Source organism: Enterobacter sp. S-33 (assembly GCF_028735835.1).
GTDB lineage: Bacteria > Pseudomonadota > Gammaproteobacteria > Enterobacterales > Enterobacteriaceae > Enterobacter > Enterobacter vonholyi.
Window position 1 is genome coordinate 4,223,006 of the sequence record NZ_CP117838.1, and the last position, 17,883, is coordinate 4,240,888.

16 protein-coding genes are annotated in these 17,883 nt (G+C 56.9%); 6 read left to right on the forward strand and 10 right to left on the reverse strand.

The features are described 5' to 3' along the window. Positions 1 to 42: 42 nt before the first annotated feature. A complete protein-coding gene (locus PUP35_RS20155) occupies positions 43 to 2,130 on the forward strand; it encodes a YccS/YhfK family putative transporter (RefSeq protein ID WP_274243331.1) in 2,088 nt (695 codons plus the stop codon). Here PUP35_RS20155 and argD read toward each other — a convergent pair. From argD to ppiA, 4 genes are all read right to left on the reverse strand, one after another. After that, positions 2,127 to 3,347: a bifunctional acetylornithine/succinyldiaminopimelate transaminase gene (argD, locus tag PUP35_RS20160; RefSeq protein WP_181899775.1), complete on the reverse strand. Its 1,221-nt coding sequence runs from the start codon at positions 3,345 to 3,347 to the stop codon at positions 2,127 to 2,129. The genes PUP35_RS20155 and argD overlap by 4 nt on opposite strands. Before the next feature lie 86 nt (positions 3,348 to 3,433). Then, positions 3,434 to 3,997 carry an aminodeoxychorismate synthase component 2 gene (gene pabA / locus PUP35_RS20165; RefSeq protein WP_115876872.1) on the reverse strand — a complete coding sequence of 188 codons (564 nt, stop codon included), beginning with the start codon at positions 3,995 to 3,997 and terminating at the stop codon, positions 3,434 to 3,436. Between the two features lie 30 nt (positions 3,998 to 4,027). Continuing rightward, positions 4,028 to 4,612, reverse strand: a complete 585-nt coding sequence (locus PUP35_RS20170) for a putative adenosine monophosphate-protein transferase Fic (RefSeq protein ID WP_115876871.1) — start codon at positions 4,610 to 4,612, stop codon at positions 4,028 to 4,030. Between the two features lie 106 nt (positions 4,613 to 4,718). Further along, positions 4,719 to 5,291 (reverse strand): peptidylprolyl isomerase A, encoded by a 573-nt coding sequence (ppiA, locus tag PUP35_RS20175; RefSeq protein WP_014885514.1) that lies wholly within the window; start codon positions 5,289 to 5,291, stop codon positions 4,719 to 4,721. Positions 5,292 to 5,569: 278 nt separating this feature from the next. Between ppiA and tsgA the strand changes: the two genes are divergently transcribed. After that, the gene (gene tsgA / locus PUP35_RS20180; RefSeq protein WP_274241085.1) at positions 5,570 to 6,754 is read left to right on the forward strand and encodes an MFS transporter TsgA; all 1,185 of its coding nucleotides are present in this window, start codon (positions 5,570 to 5,572) and stop codon (positions 6,752 to 6,754) included. A gap of 18 nt (positions 6,755 to 6,772) precedes the next feature. Here tsgA and PUP35_RS20185 read toward each other — a convergent pair whose 3' ends face one another. Beyond that, on the reverse strand, positions 6,773 to 8,074 hold the full coding sequence (locus tag PUP35_RS20185) for a cytosine deaminase (RefSeq protein ID WP_274241088.1): 1,302 nt from the start codon (positions 8,072 to 8,074) through the stop codon (positions 6,773 to 6,775). Between the two features lie 240 nt (positions 8,075 to 8,314). Between PUP35_RS20185 and nirB the strand changes: the two genes are divergently transcribed. From nirB to PUP35_RS20205, 4 genes are all read left to right on the forward strand, one after another. Next, positions 8,315 to 10,858: a nitrite reductase large subunit NirB gene (nirB, locus tag PUP35_RS20190; RefSeq protein ID WP_274241089.1), complete on the forward strand. Its 2,544-nt coding sequence runs from the start codon at positions 8,315 to 8,317 to the stop codon at positions 10,856 to 10,858. Further along, positions 10,855 to 11,181 carry a nitrite reductase small subunit NirD gene (gene nirD, locus PUP35_RS20195; RefSeq protein ID WP_274241090.1) on the forward strand — a complete coding sequence of 109 codons (327 nt, stop codon included), beginning with the start codon at positions 10,855 to 10,857 and terminating at the stop codon, positions 11,179 to 11,181. Before nirB ends, nirD begins: the two co-directional genes overlap by 4 nt. Before the next feature lie 134 nt (positions 11,182 to 11,315). Then, positions 11,316 to 12,689, forward strand: coding sequence for a siroheme synthase CysG (gene cysG / locus PUP35_RS20200; protein WP_274241092.1), 1,374 nt, complete (start codon positions 11,316 to 11,318; stop codon positions 12,687 to 12,689). 143 nt (positions 12,690 to 12,832) lie between these two features. Further along, positions 12,833 to 13,003 (forward strand): YhfL family protein, encoded by a 171-nt coding sequence (locus PUP35_RS20205; protein WP_008503029.1) that lies wholly within the window; start codon positions 12,833 to 12,835, stop codon positions 13,001 to 13,003. Between the two features lie 144 nt (positions 13,004 to 13,147). On the opposite strand, the gene trpS is transcribed toward PUP35_RS20205, so the two are convergent. The 5 genes from trpS to damX all read right to left on the reverse strand — a co-directional run bounded on the left by trpS (position 13,148) and on the right by damX (position 17,814). After that, positions 13,148 to 14,152 (reverse strand): tryptophan--tRNA ligase, encoded by a 1,005-nt coding sequence (trpS, locus tag PUP35_RS20210; protein ID WP_115876864.1) that lies wholly within the window; start codon positions 14,150 to 14,152, stop codon positions 13,148 to 13,150. Further along, positions 14,145 to 14,906: a phosphoglycolate phosphatase gene (gene gph / locus PUP35_RS20215; protein WP_111963775.1), complete on the reverse strand. Its 762-nt coding sequence runs from the start codon at positions 14,904 to 14,906 to the stop codon at positions 14,145 to 14,147. Before gph ends, trpS begins: the two co-directional genes overlap by 8 nt. Then, positions 14,899 to 15,576 carry a ribulose-phosphate 3-epimerase gene (gene rpe / locus PUP35_RS20220; RefSeq protein ID WP_008503032.1) on the reverse strand — a complete coding sequence of 226 codons (678 nt, stop codon included), beginning with the start codon at positions 15,574 to 15,576 and terminating at the stop codon, positions 14,899 to 14,901. Before rpe ends, gph begins: the two co-directional genes overlap by 8 nt. A gap of 41 nt (positions 15,577 to 15,617) precedes the next feature. Further along, positions 15,618 to 16,430, reverse strand: a complete 813-nt coding sequence (dam, locus tag PUP35_RS20225; RefSeq protein ID WP_111963774.1) for an adenine-specific DNA-methyltransferase — start codon at positions 16,428 to 16,430, stop codon at positions 15,618 to 15,620. 67 nt (positions 16,431 to 16,497) lie between these two features. Beyond that, on the reverse strand, positions 16,498 to 17,814 hold the full coding sequence (gene damX / locus PUP35_RS20230; RefSeq protein ID WP_115876861.1) for a cell division protein DamX: 1,317 nt from the start codon (positions 17,812 to 17,814) through the stop codon (positions 16,498 to 16,500). Between the last annotated feature and the right edge of the window lie 69 nt (positions 17,815 to 17,883).

Consider the following 17,883-nt stretch of genomic DNA (forward strand, 5'->3'; position numbering starts at 1 on the left):
GTGCCATCGCAAGGTGTCACGCCGTTTTTGTCTCTACTCCCCATGTGGCGCAGGCTGATCTATCACCCGGAAGTTAACTACGCACTGCGACAAACGCTGGTGTTGTGTCTTCCTGTGGCCATAGGCCTGATCCTCGGACATCTTCAGCAAGGCCTGCTGTTTTCCCTCGTGCCCGCCTGCTGCAACATCGCCGGTCTGGACACGCCGCATAAGCGCTTTTTCAAACGCCTGATCGTTGGCGGCTGCCTGTTTGCCGGCTGTAGCCTCGCCGTACAGCTGTTACTGGCTCGTGATATCCCGCTGCCGCTGATCCTGACCGTGCTGGCGATGACGCTCGGCGTCACCGCCGAAATCAGCTCGCTGCACGCCCGCCTGCTTCCCGCCTCGCTGATTGCGGCCATCTTCACGCTGAGCCTCGCCGGGAATATGCCGGTGTGGGAGCCGCTGCTGATCTACGCCCTGGGGACACTGTGGTACGGGCTGTTTAACTGGTTCTGGTTCTGGCTGTGGCGGGAACAGCCGCTGCGCGAATCCCTGAGCCTGCTCTATGTACAGCTTGCGGATTACTGCGAAGCCAAATACACCCTGCTCACCCAGCATACCGATCCGGAAAAATCCTTACCGCCGCTGCTTACGCGCCAGCAGAAGGTGGTGGATCTGATAAGCCAGTGCTATCAGCAGCTGCATATGCTCGCCGCCAACAAGAACCACGAGTACAAACGCCTGCTGCGCACCTTCCAGGTCGGGCTGGATCTACAGGAACATATCTCCGTGAGCCTGCACCACCCGCAGGAGGTACAAAAGCTGGTCGAGCGCAGCCATGCCGAAGCGGTGATCCGCTGGAACGCGCAGACCGTCTCCGCACGCCTGCGGGTGCTGGCCGATGATATTCTCTATCACCGCTACCCCACGCGCTTTAACATGGATAAACAGCTCGGCGCGGTGGAGAAAATCGCCCGCCAGCATCCGGATAACCCGGTCGGACAGTTTGCCGCCTGGCACTTCAGCCGCATCGCCCGGGTATTGCGCACCCAGCGTCCGCTTTATCCCCGCGACCTGATGGCGGATAAGCAAAAACGGCTGCCGTTATTGCCCGCACTCAAAAGCTATCTTTCTTTTAAATCGTCCGCCCTGCGCAACGCCGCAAGGATTAGCGTGATGCTCAGTACCGCCAGCCTGATGGGCATGGCGCTGCATCTGCCGAAGCCCTACTGGATCTTAATGACCGTGCTGTTTGTCACCCAGAACGGCTACGGTGCCACGCGGGTGCGTATTCTGCACCGGGCGGGCGGAACGATGGCCGGGCTGATCATTGCGGGCGTAACGCTGCACTTCCACGTGCCGGAAGGCTATACCCTGGCAGGGATGCTGGCGATCACGCTGGTGAGCTATCTGATTATCCGCAAAAACTACGGCTGGGCGATGGTGGGCTTTACGGTGACGGCGGTATATACCCTGCAGCTGCTTACGCTCAATGGCGAACAGTTTATTATCGCCAGGCTGATTGATACTCTGATCGGCTGCCTGATTGCCTTTGGCGGCATGGTCTGGCTCTGGCCGCAGTGGCAGAGCGGGCTGCTGAGACAGAACGCCCACGACGCGCTGGAGGCCGACCAGCAGGCCATTCGCCTGATCCTGAGCGACGACCCGCAGCCGTCCCCGCTGGCGTATCAGCGCATGAAGGTCAACCAGGCGCACAACGCCCTGTTCAACTCGCTTAACCAGGCGATGCAGGAGCCGGGCTTTAACTCGCACTATCTGGCCGATATGAAGCTCTGGGTGACGCACAGCCAGTTTATCGTCGAGCACATTAACGCCATGACCACGCTGGCGCGCGAGCACACGATGCTGACGCCGGACCTGGCGCAGCGCTATCTGCAGTCATGTGAAATTGCGTTGCAGAGGTGTCAGCAGCGTCTGGAGTATGACGCGCCGGGCGAGTCGGGAGACTCAAACATTCTGGAAGCGCCGGAAACGTTGACCCACGGGCCAATGAGCACCCTGGAGCAGCACTTGCAGCGCGTTCTGGGGCATCTGAACACCATGCACACCATTTCGTCGGTGGCATGGCGTCAGCGTCCGCATCACGGCATTTGGTTAACGCGCCGGTTGAAACGAACCGAATATTAGCCTTTAACGATCTTCGCAACCGCCGCGGCAAAGCGGGTCAACCCGTCTTCAATGTCTTTGTCTTCCACCACCAGCGACGGCGCAAAGCGCATGACGTCCGGTCCGGCGTTGAGCACCATCACCCCTTCGCGAGCGGCGGCGTGCAGGAAGTCGCGAGCGCGGCCCTTGTACTGCGGCTTAAGCTCGGCGCCAATCAGCAGCCCCATCCCGCGGATCTCGCTGAACACGTCGTACTGATCATCAATCTTTTTCAGGTGTTTCACAAACAGCTCGCGCTTCGCGCTAACGCCGTTCAACACCTCTGGCGTGTTGATGATGTCGAATGCGGCACCCGCCACGGCGCTCGCCAGCGGGTTACCGCCGTAGGTGGAGCCGTGAGAACCGACGTGGAACGCGGAGGCGATCTCCTGCGTCGTCAGGACCGCACTTACCGGGAAACCGCCGCCGAGCGCTTTCGCGCTGGTCAGAATATCCGGCGTCACGCCGTAGTGCATATAGGCAAACAGGTCCCCGGTACGCCCCATCCCGCACTGCACTTCATCAAACACCAGCAGCGCCTGATGTTCGTCGCATAGCGCGCGCAGCCCTTTCAGGAATTCCGGGGTTGCCGCGGTCACGCCGCCTTCCCCCTGAATAGGCTCGACCACCACCGCGCAGGTGTGGTCGTCCATCACCGCTTTCACCGCGTGCAGATCGTTAAACGGCACGTGGACGATATCGGCCGGTTTTGGGCCAAACCCGTCGGAATACTTCGGCTGCCCGCCAACGGAGACGGTAAAGAAGGAACGTCCGTGGAAGGCGTTGTGGAAGGCGATGATTTTGGTTTTGTACGGGCTGTGGCGCGTTGTCGCATAGTAGCGCGCCAGCTTAAAGGCAGTTTCGTTGGCTTCAGTGCCGGAGTTCATAAACAGCACGCGTTCCGCGAAGGTCGCATCAATGATCTTGCGGCCCAGGCGCAGCGCCGGTTCGTTGGTGAACACGTTGCTGGTGTGCCACAGGGTTTCGCCCTGAGTTTTCAGCGCCTCCACCAGCGCGGGATGGCAATGACCCAGCGCCGTGACCGCAATACCACCCGCGAAATCCACATACTCTTTACCCTGCTGATCCCAGACGCGGCTGCCTTTTCCCTTCACCGGGATAAACTCAGCCGGTGCATAAATCGGCAGGATCACTTCATCAAATGTCGCGCGGGTAATTGCTGGTTGTTCAGTTGCCATGTCATGACCATCCATTTTATGTCACAGTGAATGTGAAAATATAATCACAAAATATGCATAAAAAATCACAGCAAGGCAACAGATTTTCAGCGATTGAGGAAATTTGCCAGCAGCGCGTGCCCCTGCTCGCTGAGGATACTTTCCGGGTGGAACTGCACGCCTTCGAGATCCCATTCGCGGTGGCGAATCCCCATGATCTCCTGCGTATCGCTCCAGGCGGTCACCTCAAAACAGTCGGGCAGCGTCGACGGGTCAATGACCAGGGAATGGTAGCGCGTCACGGTTAAAGGATTATTGAGCCCCGTGAACACCCCGGTGCCGGCGTGGGTGACCGGAGAGGTTTTACCGTGCATCACTTTCGCGGCGCGCACGATGGTGGCACCAAACGCCTGGGCAATTGCCTGATGGCCCAGGCAGACGCCCAGGATTGGCAGCTTGCCGGCATAGTGCTGGATAACCTCCAGCGAAATACCCGATTCCGACGGGGTGCAGGGGCCGGGTGAAATCACTATTTTCTGCGGCGCCAGCGTCTCGATATCGGCGAGAGCGATCTCGTCGTTACGGCGGACAACCACCTCTGCACCCAGTTCACAAAAATACTGGTAAAGGTTCCAGGTGAAGGAATCGTAGTTATCAATCAGCAGAATCATGGCGGCTCCCGAAAAAAATGCCGCCCTATTCTACTCAGATTCCCGCGCTTCGCTCACTACTTTGGCAAAGATAGCGTTTAACGCCGTTAAATCTCCCGTTGCGCCACTTCGGTTAGCCGCAACCCACTGCTCGGGGTCGATATCACGCCAGTCCAGCGAGTAGCCCGCGTGGAGCGCCAGCTGCTCGAAGAAAACGCGTTGGGCAATGCCGTTGCCGCCCATAAACGGATGCAGCATGTTGATTTCGCAGTAGTAGTGGCTAACTCTGTCAACAAACGCCGCTTTCTCAAGACCCACAAGATATTTTTCGCTTTCCAGCGCCGCCATCAGCTCGTTCCCCATCTTTTCGATGTACTCAAAATGGCAGAAGGGAATGTCACCTTTAAAAATATCCTCGGTACGGAGCTCACCTGCCCGCTTCATCTCACTGCGGTACAAATGACGATGAATAAGGCACAGATGGGGTAGCCCGGGCGCGGAAGGCCCAAGCTCCAGCGTCTCAATATGGGGTTCTGAGGGACCATTACCTTTTTCAAGGAGACAACTGGCCTGTAAATTGACGTTACGCTGCTGTTCCCAGAGACGGGATTTTTGCTTGTCGGTGAGTTTTTTCACTTAACGCCTCCCTGAATAGTCCGTTTGCCACAAGTATAAGCAGCAAAACGCGCTTTCGCAGGGAGGGCTACATAACGCGGGCCGGAGAAGCCCGCGCTCAGAAGAGTTACGGCAGAACTTTGGCGGAGAGGATAACCACTGGTTTTGACGGGACATTCTGATACGGACCGACGTCGTGAGTAGGCACCTGAGAAATCTTGTCAGCCACGTCCATCCCTTTCACGATTTTACCAAAGACCGCATAGCCAAAGTCGCGCTGACCGTGGTCGAGGAAGGCGTTATCCGCTACGTTGAGGAAGAACTGGCTGGTCGCGCTATCTTTGTCCGCGGTACGCGCCATTGAGATGGTACCGCGTTTGTTCAGCAGGCCGTTGTCCGCTTCGTTTTTAATAGGCGGGTTTGGCTGTTTCTGCTGCATTTGTTCGTTGAAACCGCCACCCTGAATCATGAAGCCTGGGATTACGCGGTGGAAAGTGGTGTTGTTGTAGAAACCGCTGTTCACATAGTCGAGGAAGTTTTTCACGGAAACAGGGGCTTTCTGGCTATTCAGTTCCAGCTCAATATTCCCGGCGGAGGTGGTCAGCAGAACGTGAGGGTCCCCTTTTGCTGCCAGCGCAGCAGGGGAAACGGCAGAAAGAGCAAACACAGCTGCGACAGCCGCCAGTGTTGATTTGAGCATGAGAATTCCTTAACAAAGCGCAGTATAAAAAGCGAATGGCTTGATTCTAAAGAGCAGTATGAACGGAGACCAGCCTTTTACCTAATTTTACGAAGTTGAAACAATTATTACTACGCAAACGATTGGTTACGCCGCCAATTAATGTGATTTAGATCACACTAAAACCTGCAATGACACATTCATTGCCCTTAAAAGATAGGAATAGATCACTTTAACGACTAAAATCTGCCCGCTCTCAGCGCCCCCTGGGCGCTTTTCTTTTTCTGAACAGGCCAGACATGACTAACAGCAATCGCATCAAGCTCACATGGATCAGCTTCTTCTCCTACGCCCTGACCGGCGCGTTGGTGATCGTCACCGGGATGGTGATGGGGAATATCGCAGACTACTTCCAGCTGCCCGTTTCCAGCATGAGTAACACCTTCACCTTCCTCAACGCGGGGATCCTGATCTCTATCTTCCTGAATGCCTGGCTGATGGAAATCGTCCCGCTGAAAACCCAGTTACGCTTCGGCTTTGTACTGATGGTCGCCGCCGTGGCGGGTCTGATGCTAAGCCACAGCATCGCCCTGTTCTCCGCCGCCATGTTCGTGCTCGGTCTGGTCAGCGGGATCACCATGTCGATCGGTACGTTCCTGATTACCCATATGTATGAAGGCCGCCAGCGCGGCGCGCGTCTGCTGTTTACCGACTCCTTCTTCAGCATGGCCGGGATGATTTTCCCAATGGTCGCGGCCGTTCTGCTGGCCCGCAGCATTGAGTGGTACTGGGTCTATGCCTGCATTGGTCTGGTCTACGTGGCGATCTTTATTCTGACCTTCGGCTGCGAGTTCCCGGTGCTGGGCAAAAAAGCGCAAACCACTGCAGAACCCGTCGCTAAAGAGAAATGGGGTATCGGCGTGCTGTTCCTCTCCATCGCCGCCCTGTGCTACATCCTGGGCCAGCTGGGATTTATCTCCTGGGTACCGGAATACGCCAAAGGTCTGGGCATGAGCCTGAACGACGCAGGCAAACTGGTGAGCGATTTCTGGATGTCTTACATGTTCGGCATGTGGGCGTTTAGCTTCATCCTGCGCTTCTTCGACCTGCAGCGCATTCTGACCGTGCTGGCGGGCCTGGCGACCGTGCTGATGTATCTGTTCATCAACGGCTCCCCGGAACATATGCCGTGGTTCATTCTGACCCTGGGCTTCTTCTCCAGCGCCATTTATACCTCGATCATTACCCTGGGCTCCCTGCAGACCAAAGTGGCCTCGCCGAAGCTGGTTAACTTCGTTCTGACCTGCGGCACCATCGGCACCATGCTGACCTTCGTGGTGACGGGCCCGATCGTTGCCCACAGCGGCCCGCTGGCCGCGCTGCACACCGCGAACGGTCTGTACGCCGTGGTGTTCATCATGTGCTTCGTTCTGGGCTTCGTGACCCGCCACCGCCAGCACAACGCGGTAGCGGCATCGCACTAAACCCTGCGCCCCTTTGCATTACGCAGAGGGGCTGTTTCTGGCAAAACTCACCTCTTCTCCTCCGGTATCCATCTGGATCCAGGTCTGCGCCAGCTGCGTGGTGGCGATAATCCGCCCCTGACGAATCGACCAGCGCACCGGCACCTGGCAGCGCACCGCTTCAAACCCGCTCTCCGCAGGCAGAATAATCAGGTTCGCCGGGTTTCCCGTAGCAATACCGTAATCGCTCAGGCCGAAGGTACGGGCGCTGTTGTGGGTGATCAGGTTCAGGCCATTGTCGATTTGCGGATAGCCCATCATCTGACAGACGTGCAACCCCATATGCAGCACCTGCAGCATATTGCCGGTGCCGAGCGGGTACCACGGGTCGAAGACGTCGTCATGACCAAAGCAGACGTTTATGCCCGCTTCCTGCAGCTCTTTTACCCGGGTGATGCCGCGGCGCTTCGGATAGTCATCAAAGCGCCCCTGCAGGTGGATATTGACCAGCGGGTTAGCGACGAAGTTAATCCCCGACATCTTCAGCAGACGGAAGAGCCGCGAGGTGTAAGCGCCGTTGTAGGAGTGCATGGCGGTGGTATGGCTGGCCGTCACGCGCGGGCCGATGCCGGCCTCATACGCCAGTGCTGCCACCGTCTCGACAAATCGCGACTGCTCGTCGTCGATTTCATCGCAGTGGATATCCAGCGGAAGGTCATACTTCTTCGCCAGTTCAAAAGCGATGTGCAGCGACTGCACGCCATACTCGCGGGTGAACTCGAAGTGTGGGATCGCCCCCACCACGTCGGCGCCCAGCTTTAACGCCTCTTCCAGCAGCGCCGCGCCGTTCGGGTAAGAGAGAATCCCTTCCTGCGGAAACGCAACGATTTGCAGCGTTACCCACGGGGCCACCTCCTGCTTCACCTCGAGCATCGCCTTCAGGGCGGTAAGCGTCGGGTCGGAGACATCCACATGGGTGCGGACAAACTGGATGCCGTTAGCGATTTGCCACTTCAGCGTTTTCCAGGCGCGCGCTTTCACGTCGTCATGGCTGAGCAACGCCTTGCGCTCCGCCCAGCGCTCAATGCCCTCAAACAGCGTGCCGGACTGGTTCCAGTTCGGTTCGCCCGCCGTCTGGGTCGTATCAAGATGGATATGCGGCTCAATGAACGGCGGGATAGCCAGCCCACCGCGCGCATTCAATACTTCATAACTTTCGGCGTGGGTGTCGTCCATCGGGGTGATGTCACCAAATCGCCCGTTCTCAATGGCGAGCTGCCACAGCCCTTCCCGACCCGGTAAACGAACATTCTGAACAAGCCATAACGGTGTTGTAGACATACCCTTCCCCTAAAAAACGCCGCTGATTTTCAGGCGTATCGATTTTGGCAAAACCATCTCCTGATTTGTACACAAATTCAACGAGCACGAAAAGCCTGCGATTTCCGCCACTTATAAAAATCCTGACAAATCAGTCGCATACCACCTAAGGAGTAGGCTAAGACGTATTTGATTTGCATCAATAAGCGCCCCTGCTGAATCGTTAAGGTAGGCAATAATAGAAAAGAAATCGAGGCAATAATGAGCAAACTCAGACTCGCTATCATCGGTAACGGCATGGTCGGCCACCGCTTTATTGAGGATCTTCTCGATAAGGCCGATGCTGAGCAGTTCGATATTACCGTGTTCTGTGAAGAACCCCGCAAGGCGTACGACCGTGTGCACCTGTCTTCCTACTTCTCCCATCATACCGCCGAAGAGCTCTCTCTGGTGCGTGAAGGTTTCTACGAGAAGCATGGCGTAAAAGTGCTGGTGGGCGAACGCGCTATCACCATCAACCGTCAGGAAAAAGTGATCCACTCCAGCGCCGGGCGTACGGTTTTTTACGACAAGCTGATCATGGCGACGGGCTCCTATCCGTGGATCCCGCCAATTAAAGGCTCGGAGACTCAGGATTGCTTCGTCTACCGTACCATTGAAGACCTTAACGCCATCGAATCCTGCGCGCGTCGAAGCAAACGCGGCGCGGTGGTGGGGGGCGGCCTGCTGGGTCTGGAAGCGGCAGGCGCGCTGAAAAACCTCGGCGTTGAAACCCATGTCATCGAATTTGCCCCGATGCTGATGGCAGAACAGCTCGACCACATGGGCGGTGACCAGCTGCGTCGTAAAATCGAAAGCATGGGCGTGAAGGTTCACACCAGCAAGAACACCAAAGAGATCGTTCAGGAAGGGACTGAAGCGCGAAAAACCATGCGCTTTGCCGACGGCAGCGAGCTGGAAGTGGACTTCATCGTCTTCTCCACCGGTATTCGTCCGCGCGACAAGCTGGCGACCCAGTGCGGTCTTGCCGTGGCGCAGCGCGGCGGGATCATGATTAACGACACCTGCCAGACCTCCGATCCGGATATCTACGCGATTGGCGAATGCGCCAGCTGGAACAACCGCGTATACGGTCTGGTGGCGCCCGGCTACAAAATGGCACAGGTCGCAGTGGACCATATCCTCGGCAGCGAAAACGCCTTTACCGGCGCAGACTTGAGCGCCAAGCTGAAGCTGCTGGGCGTAGATGTCGGCGGTATTGGCGATGCGCATGGCCGCACCCCGAATTCCCGCAGCTATGTCTATCTCGACGAAAGCAAAGAGGTCTACAAACGACTCATCGTCAGCCAGGACAACAAAACCCTGCTCGGCGCGGTGCTGGTGGGCGACACCAGTGACTTCGGCAATCTGCTCCAGCTGGTGCTCAACGCCATCGAACTGCCGGAAAACCCGGACGCGCTGATCCTTCCGGCTCATGCCTCCAGCGGCAAGCCGTCAATCGGCGTGGATAAACTGCCGGACAGCGCGCAGATTTGCTCCTGCTTCGACGTCACCAAAGGCATGCTGATCTCCGCCATCAACAAAGGCTGCCACACCGTTGCGGCCCTGAAAGCCGAAACCAAAGCCGGTACCGGCTGCGGCGGCTGTATTCCGCTGGTCACTCAGGTGCTGAACGCCGAACTGGCGAAACAGGGCATCGAGGTGAACAACAACCTGTGCGAGCACTTCGCGTATTCTCGCCAGGAGCTGTATCACCTGATCCGCGTGGAGGGCATCAAATCCTTCGACGAACTGCTGGCGAAGCACGGCCAGGGCTACGGCTGCGAAGTCTGTAAACCGACCGTCGGCTCCCTGCTGGCCTCCTGCTGGAACGAGTACGTGCTCAAGCCCGAGCATACGCCGCTGCAGGACACCAACGACAATTTCCTGGCCAACATCCAGAAAGACGGCACCTACTCCGTGATTCCACGTTCCGCCGGCGGCGAAATCACGCCGGAAGGGCTGGTCGCGGTGGGCCGTATCGCGCGTGAATTTAACCTCTACACCAAAATCACCGGTTCCCAGCGTATCGGCCTGTTTGGCGCGCAGAAGGACGATCTGCCGGAAATCTGGCGTCAGCTGATTGAAGCCGGCTTCGAAACCGGCCACGCGTACGCCAAAGCGCTGCGTATGGCGAAAACCTGCGTGGGCAGCACCTGGTGCCGCTACGGCGTCGGCGACAGCGTGGGCTTCGGCGTTGAGCTGGAAAACCGCTACAAAGGCATCCGTACCCCGCACAAAATGAAGTTCGGCGTCTCCGGCTGCACCCGCGAATGTGCGGAAGCGCAGGGTAAAGACGTGGGGATCATCGCCACCGAAAAAGGCTGGAACCTGTATGTGTGCGGCAACGGCGGCATGAAACCGCGTCATGCGGACCTGCTGGCTGCGGATCTCGATCGCGACACGCTGATTCAGTATCTCGACCGCTTCATGATGTTCTATATCCGCACCGCCGATAAGCTGACCCGTACCGCTTCCTGGCTCGATAACCTGGAAGGCGGCATCGCCTACCTTAAATCAGTCATTATCGACGACAAGCTGGGCCTGAACGAGCATCTGGAAGCCGAGATGGCCCGCCTGCGCGAGGCGGTGATCTGCGAATGGACGGAAACCGTCAACACCCCGGCGGCGCAGACGCGCTTCAAACACTTCATAAATAGCACCCAGCGCGACCCGAACGTGCAGGTAGTGCCGGAGCGCGAACAGCATCGTCCGGCCACGCCGTATGAACGTATTCCGGTCACGCTGGTGGAGGAAAACGCATGAGCCAGTGGGTAAACATCTGCAATATTAACGACATTCTCCCCGCCACCGGCGTCTGTGCGCTGCTGGGCAACGAGCAGGTGGCGATTTTTCGCCCTCGCCACGATGAACAGGTTTTTGCCATCAGCAATATCGACCCGTTCTTCGAGGCCAGCGTGCTCTCCCGCGGACTGATTGCCGAGCATCAGGGTGAACTGTGGGTCGCCAGCCCGTTGAAAAAGCAGCGTTTCCGCTTAACCGACGGATTCTGCATGGAAGATGAAAGCTTCTCGGTCAAACACTACGACGTCCGCGTGAAGGACGGCGAGGTGCAGCTGAAAGCGTAACCCCTCGCCTTTTCAATAGGAAAGGCTTATGACCCCTTATGGGTAACGGCAGGAAAAACCGTATGTTCTGTAAGATTCCTGCTGTTATCCTGACGTCAATTCTTCCCCCGCCATGAATGCTGTGAGGTAACGTCGTGGATCACCTGCCGATTTTTTGTCAATTACGCAACCGCGACTGCCTGCTCGTGGGCGGCGGCGACGTAGCTGAACGTAAAGCGCGCCTGCTGTTAGAGGCTGGCGCCCGACTGACCGTTAACGCCATTGCCTTCGCCCCACAGTTTGAGGTCTGGGCTCAGGAAGGGATGCTCACGCTGGAACAGGGAGAGTTTGATGAGTCCCTGCTGGATACCTGCTGGCTGACTATTGCAGCGACGGATGACGATGAAGTGAACCAGCGCGTGAGCGATGCCTGCGAAGCGCGCAGAATTTTCTGCAACGTGGTGGATGCGCCGAAAGAGGCCAGCTTCATCATGCCGTCGATTATCGACCGCTCGCCGCTGATGATAGCCGTATCGTCCGGCGGACGCTCCCCGGTTCTCGCCCGCCTGCTGCGGGAAAAGCTGGAAGCCCTGTTGCCCCAGCATCTTGGTCAGATTGCGCATTACGCCGGGCAGCTCCGCTCCCGCGTGAAGCAAACCTTTTCGACCGTGGGCGAGCGTCGTCGCTTCTGGGAAAAATTCTTTGTGAACGACAGGCTGGCGCAGTCGCTGGCGAATCAGGACACCAAAGCCGTTGAAGAGACCACCGAACAACTGCTGAGTGAGCCGTTGGATCACCGCGGTGAAGTGGTGCTGGTGGGCGCAGGCCCCGGCGATGCAGGCTTGCTGACGCTGAAAGGGCTACAGCAGATCCAGCAGGCGGATATCGTGGTGTACGACCGTCTGGTCTCCGATGACATCATGAACCTGGTGCGCCGCGATGCCGACCGCGTCTTCGTGGGCAAACGGGCGGGCTACCACTGCGTGCCGCAGGAGGAGATTAACCAGATCCTGCTGCGCGAAGCGCAAAAGGGAAAACGCGTGGTGCGCCTTAAGGGTGGCGATCCGTTTATCTTTGGACGCGGCGGTGAAGAGCTGGAAACCCTGTGCGACGCGGGTATTCCGTTCTCCGTGGTGCCCGGCATTACGGCGGCGTCCGGCTGTTCAGCGTACTCTGGCATTCCGCTGACCCACCGCGACTACGCCCAAAGCGTGCGTCTGGTGACGGGGCATCTTAAAACCGGCAGCGAGCTGGACTGGCATAACCTGGCCGCCGAAAAGCAGACGCTGGTGTTCTACATGGGGCTCAATCAGGCCGCCACGATTCAGGCGAAGCTGCTGGAGCACGGTATGAATGCGGATATGCCCGTCGCGCTGGTCGAAAACGGCACCGCCATTACGCAGCGCGTAGTGGATGGCGTTCTGACGCAGCTGGGCGAGCTGGCGCAGCAGGTCGAAAGCCCGGCGCTGATCGTGGTGGGCCGCGTGGTTGAGCTGCGCGATAAGCTGAACTGGTTTTCGAATCACTAACGCATATTCTTCCTTTCCGGAGTAGTCCCTATACGGACTACTCCCCTCTTACCGCTGTCGATAACATACTGCCCCGAAGTGGAACTTTCCCCTTTATTCCCTTGATAAACATCTAACTTTCGTTTTTAAGACAAGGAATGCGTATGTTCAAACTGGCAAAGGCCGCCGTTTTGGTTGGCCTGTTATCGACTCTGACTGCCTGTACCGGTCATGTACAGAACACCAAAAATAACTGCAGCTACGATTACCTGCTGCACCCGGCGATCTCCATTTCGAAGATCATCGGTGGTTGCGGTCCGGCGGCACAGCAGTAAGCGTTTTACAGGCGTAAAAAAACCGGGATGTCCCGGTTTTTTTAGTTTTGGAGAGTGTGTTTTTTTTCGGGTGGCGGCTTTGCCTTACCCGACCTACACGATCCTGTAGGCCGGGTAAGCGTTAGCGACACCCGGCAAGCAGACTCAAGGCTTCGCAACAAACCCAATCGCGTTGTACACCGCTTTCAGGGTTTCGGACGCGCGCGCGCTGGCTTTTTCCGCGCCCTCTTTCATCACTTTCTGCAGGAAAGCTTCGTCGTTACGGTAGCGGTGATAACGCTCCTGCAGCTCAGTAAGCATGCCGGAAACGGCATCTGCCACTTCGCCTTTCAGGTGGCCGTACATCTTGCCTTCGAAGTGTTTTTCCAGCTCAGGGATGCTCTGACCGGTGACGCCGGAGAGGATATCCAGCAGGTTGGAGACGCCCGCTTTGTTCTGCACGTCGTAGCGCACAACAGGCGGCTCGTCGGAGTCCGTGACCGCGCGCTTGAGTTTTTTCACCACCGATTTTGGATCTTCCAGCAGGCCGATAACGTTATTGCGGTTATCGTCAGACTTGGACATCTTCTTGGTCGGCTCAAGCAGCGACATGACGCGCGCGCCGGACTTCGGAATGAATGGCTCAGGTACTTTAAACACATCGCCATAGATCGCGTTAAAGCGCTGGGCGATGTCACGGCTCAGCTCCAGGTGCTGCTTCTGGTCTTCACCCACCGGCACCTGGTTGGTTTGATACAGCAGGATGTCTGCCGCCATCAGCACCGGATAGTCGAACAGTCCGGCGTTGATGTTTTCAGAGTAGCGGGCAGATTTATCCTTGAACTGGGTCATGCGGCTCAGCTCGCCGAAATAGGTGTAGCAGTTCAGCGCCCAGCCCAGCTGCGCGTGCTCCGGCACGTGGGACTGAACGAAAATGGTGCTCTTCTCAGGATCGATGCCGCAGGCCAGGTACAGCGCCAGGGTGTCCAGCGTGGCTTTGCGCAGCTTCTCAGGATCCTGACGCGCGGTAATCGCATGGAGATCGACGATGCAGTAAATGCAATGGTACTCATCCTGCATGCTGACCCACTGACGTAGCGCACCCATGTAGTTACCAATGGTCAATTCACCTGAAGGCTGTGCGCCACTAAAAACGATGGGCTTAGTCATTGTTCAATTCCTGATTTTCACTGTGCGAAAGCCCGAGAGCGGGCAACAAATCTTTGAAGTGGTCGAAAACAACGTCCGGCTCACTCAGCGTGATGGCTTCACCGTAGTTGTAGCCATAGGTTAACCCCACGGAAGGACATCCAGCCGCGCGGGCAGCCAGAATATCATTGCGTGAATCGCCGACAAAGAGCAGCTCCGCAGGCGTTAAGGATAATTTTCCTGCCACCAGCAGCAGCGGTTCCGGATGGGGCTTTTTGTTTTGCACGTCGTCGCCGCCCACAATCACGGAGAAATACTTCGCGATATCGAGCGCTTCCAGCAGCGGTGCAACAAACGGCGTCGGTTTGTTGGTCACCAGTCCCAGCGGGATGCCCTTCGCGGACAGCGCGCTCAGCGTTTCCTGAACGTCCGGGAACAGGAAGCTGCCCTCTTCGACCGTCTCTTCATAGAAACGATCGAACAGTTTGCGCAGAATACGCAGCTGCTCTTCCTGCGGGATATCCGCGTGATCGACGCTCGGTTTACCCTGGGCGGAACGCTGTGACGCACGCTCCTGACGCGCCCACGTCAACGCGCGCTCCATCAGAACATCGGCCCCGTTGCCAATCCACGTGACGACACGCTCTTCACCCGCAACGGGGAGTTCAAGCGCGTACAGCGCCTGGTCTACGGCGCTCGTTAAGCCCGGCGCGCTGTCGACCAGCGTGCCGTCGAGGTCAAATGCGATACCCCGAATTGCCTGCAATTTATCCATGACTTACCTTCGCCAGCTCGCGGCGCATTTCATCAATGACTTTTTTGTAATCCGGTTGGTCGAAAATGGCTGAACCGGCAACGAACATATCCGCACCTGCCGCCGCAATTTCACCAATGTTATTCACTTTCACACCGCCGTCCACTTCCAGACGAATATCGTAACCTGATTCATCAATGCGACGGCGTACTTCACGCAGCTTATCCAGCGTGTGGGGGATAAACGACTGACCGCCAAAGCCCGGGTTAACGGACATCAGCAAAATCACGTCCAGTTTATCCATGACATAATCGAGATAGCTCAGCGGCGTGGCCGGGTTAAACACCAGGCCCGCTTTACAACCGTTCTCTTTGATCAGCTGCAGCGTGCGATCCACATGTTCAGAGGCTTCCGGATGGAAGGTGATGATGCTGGCACCCGCCGCGGCGAAGTCAGGCACGATGCGGTCAACCGGTTTCACCATCAGGTGAACGTCGATCGGGGCGGTAATGCCATAGTTGCGCAGCGCCTTGAGCACCATCGGACCGATGGTCAGGTTTGGAACGTAGTGGTTATCCATCACGTCGAAATGGACGACATCCGCGCCAGCCGCCAGTGCGTTGGCAGTGTCTTCACCCAGGCGGGCAAAATCGGCCGACAGAATTGAGGGAGCAATCAAAAACTGTTTCATCCGCTTCTCCTTGAAATGTGTTTACCGGCGGGCAAAACGGCTCAGGGGCGATAAAGAGCCAGAAGTTCGTCCACCTTTTTACGCGTGCCGCCGTTGCTGCTAATGCTACGCCGCACCTTAACCTGAAAATGCTTCGCGGCTTTGTACCATTCGCGCGTATCAGGCGTGTCGTGATTTGAAATTAACACCGGAATTCTTTTGCTGACCAGCTTTTCCGCCATCTCAGCCAGACGAGCCTGTTCGGCCGGGCTGAAGCTGTTGGTGTGATAAGCGGTGAAATTCGCCGTTGCAGACAATGGTGCGTAAGGCGGATCACAGTAAACCACCGAGTTTACGCCTGCCAGCTCCATACACTCTTCATAGGAGAGGCAATGAAACTCAGCGTTCTGCGCTTTTTCGGCAAAGTGATACAGCTCGTCCTGCGGGAAATACGGGCGCTTATAGCGACCAAACGGCACGTTAAATTCCCCACGAAGATTATACCGGCACAGGCCGTTGTAACCATGACGGTTGAGATAGAGGAATAGCAGCGCTCTGCGGAATGGATCCTGGCTCTGATTAAACTCCGCGCGGAACTGATAGTAGACGTCAGGGGTGTTGTTCTCTGGCGTAAACAGCTTGCGCGCCTCTGCGACATACTCTTCGGTACGCAGCTTAACGATGTTATAGAGGCTGATAAGATCGTTGTTGATATCCGCCAGGATATAACGAGAAAAATCGGTGTTGAGGAACACCGATCCTGCACCCACGAAAGGCTCGATTAGACACTCGCCTTCAGGCAGGTGTTTTTTAATATCATCGAGCAGGGGGTATTTCCCCCCTGCCCATTTCAGAAAAGCGCGATTTTTTTTCATGCTGACTAACTGATTACACCTTCTCCGGCTGTGGAGAAAGCTCCGACAGCATCCTGCGCTTTAAACATTACTTCAGATCGGCCTGAACCTGATGAATCGGCTTCGCCCAGGGGTTTTTCGCCTGAACATCCGCTGGCAGTGCCGCAACGGCACGTTTTGCTTCATCTTTGGACGAATAAACACCGCTCACCAGCACATACCAGGGCTGACCGTTACGGGTCGTCTGATAAACAACATAGTTTTTCAGATTTGATTTCTTCGCCCAGCTGTTGAGGTTGTCATAGTTAGACGAACTGCTCAGTTGCAGCGTGTAGTTGCTGGATGGCGCAGACTTCAGCGAACCAACGTTACCTGCCGTTTTGCCTGCGGCGCTGCTGGAGGCTGTTGCCGTGGCTGCTGGAGCCGTTGCTGCAGGCGCAGCTGTGGCAGCCGGTGCTGTTGTGGTCGCCGTTGCTTTCGGCGCCGTCTGCGTGACTGGCGCTTTCGCAGGCTCGCTCACCGCCGCCGTTTCAGTATGTTTCGGCTGTGCCGGTACGGCTTTCACTTCAGGCGCTTTGACTACTGACTGAGGTTTGGTTTCACGCTTAGGCTCAATCACCGCCTGCTTACGTTCAGGACGCGTCGCAGTTTGCGTCTGGCGCGGTTTAGTTTCCGTCGCGGCCGTTTGCGGCTGTGCGTTACCACCGCGAATCGGGGCAACGGTTGCCGGCTCGGTTGGCAGCGTGGAGTTAACCACGACGTTATCAACCTGCTGCTGGTTCTGCGACTGCGTCAGCGCATTGTTCAGGTCTCCCTGAACTTCTACGCGCTGCTGGCCTTCAGGCGTAGCAGGTGCCTGACCCTGAGCAGGGGTTGAAGAAACGGGCGGCAGAGAAACATCCTGCGGCGCTGTGGTGTTGCCTGCGGTCTGCTCTGCGGAAGTCGCTCCCGGTGCAGGCTGTGCACCATTCGCCTGATTGGACGCATCGTTACCGGACAGGTTGATGCTCTTCTCAGCGGAAGCAGTTTGCTCGGTTGAGTTCGTTGACGGTGCTTTAAGCGCGGAGCCAATGCCGACAATCAACAGCACAAGCACCAGAACGCCAAGGCCCATCATAATGTACTGGCGGGAAGCCGGTTTCGGCGCAGCGGCTTTTTTACGTTTACGCGGGCGACGCTCTACAGGCTGTTCGTCCATTGAATCTTCTTCGGACTCATAATCCTCTTCTGCTCGCTCTTCGTGCGCGTTGCGGCTGCGCGAAGGGCGACGATCGTCTGCATCCAGATCAACATCGTCAAAGTTGATCTGCGGCTCGTTATCACGTTCTGAAGATTGACGAGAACGACCAGTACGACGATCGCTGGGATCGGGTTTCAGCTCGTCTTCTGGTTTGAATTCATCCATTTAACACCCCACTCAAAGGCTTATGCCAACGACTTTGCATTTCACCTGAAGCTAAACGACCACCTGCGA

Coding starts and splice junctions, on each gene's coding strand:
- PUP35_RS20155 (WP_274243331.1), top strand. CDS start 43: ATGTGGCGCAGGCTGATCTATCACCCGGAAGTTAACTACGCACTGCGA.
- argD (WP_181899775.1), bottom strand. CDS start 3,347: ATGGCAACTGAACAACCAGCAATTACCCGCGCGACATTTGATGAAGTG.
- pabA (WP_115876872.1), bottom strand. CDS start 3,997: ATGATTCTGCTGATTGATAACTACGATTCCTTCACCTGGAACCTTTAC.
- ppiA (WP_014885514.1), bottom strand. CDS start 5,291: ATGCTCAAATCAACACTGGCGGCTGTCGCAGCTGTGTTTGCTCTTTCT.
- tsgA (WP_274241085.1), top strand. CDS start 5,570: ATGACTAACAGCAATCGCATCAAGCTCACATGGATCAGCTTCTTCTCC.
- PUP35_RS20185 (WP_274241088.1), bottom strand. CDS start 8,074: ATGTCTACAACACCGTTATGGCTTGTTCAGAATGTTCGTTTACCGGGT.
- nirB (WP_274241089.1), top strand. CDS start 8,315: ATGAGCAAACTCAGACTCGCTATCATCGGTAACGGCATGGTCGGCCAC.
- nirD (WP_274241090.1), top strand. CDS start 10,855: ATGAGCCAGTGGGTAAACATCTGCAATATTAACGACATTCTCCCCGCC.
- PUP35_RS20205 (WP_008503029.1), top strand. CDS start 12,833: ATGTTCAAACTGGCAAAGGCCGCCGTTTTGGTTGGCCTGTTATCGACT.
- trpS (WP_115876864.1), bottom strand. CDS start 14,152: ATGACTAAGCCCATCGTTTTTAGTGGCGCACAGCCTTCAGGTGAATTG.
- gph (WP_111963775.1), bottom strand. CDS start 14,906: ATGGATAAATTGCAGGCAATTCGGGGTATCGCATTTGACCTCGACGGC.
- rpe (WP_008503032.1), bottom strand. CDS start 15,576: ATGAAACAGTTTTTGATTGCTCCCTCAATTCTGTCGGCCGATTTTGCC.
- dam (WP_111963774.1), bottom strand. CDS start 16,430: ATGAAAAAAAATCGCGCTTTTCTGAAATGGGCAGGGGGGAAATACCCC.
- damX (WP_115876861.1), bottom strand. CDS start 17,814: ATGGATGAATTCAAACCAGAAGACGAGCTGAAACCCGATCCCAGCGAT.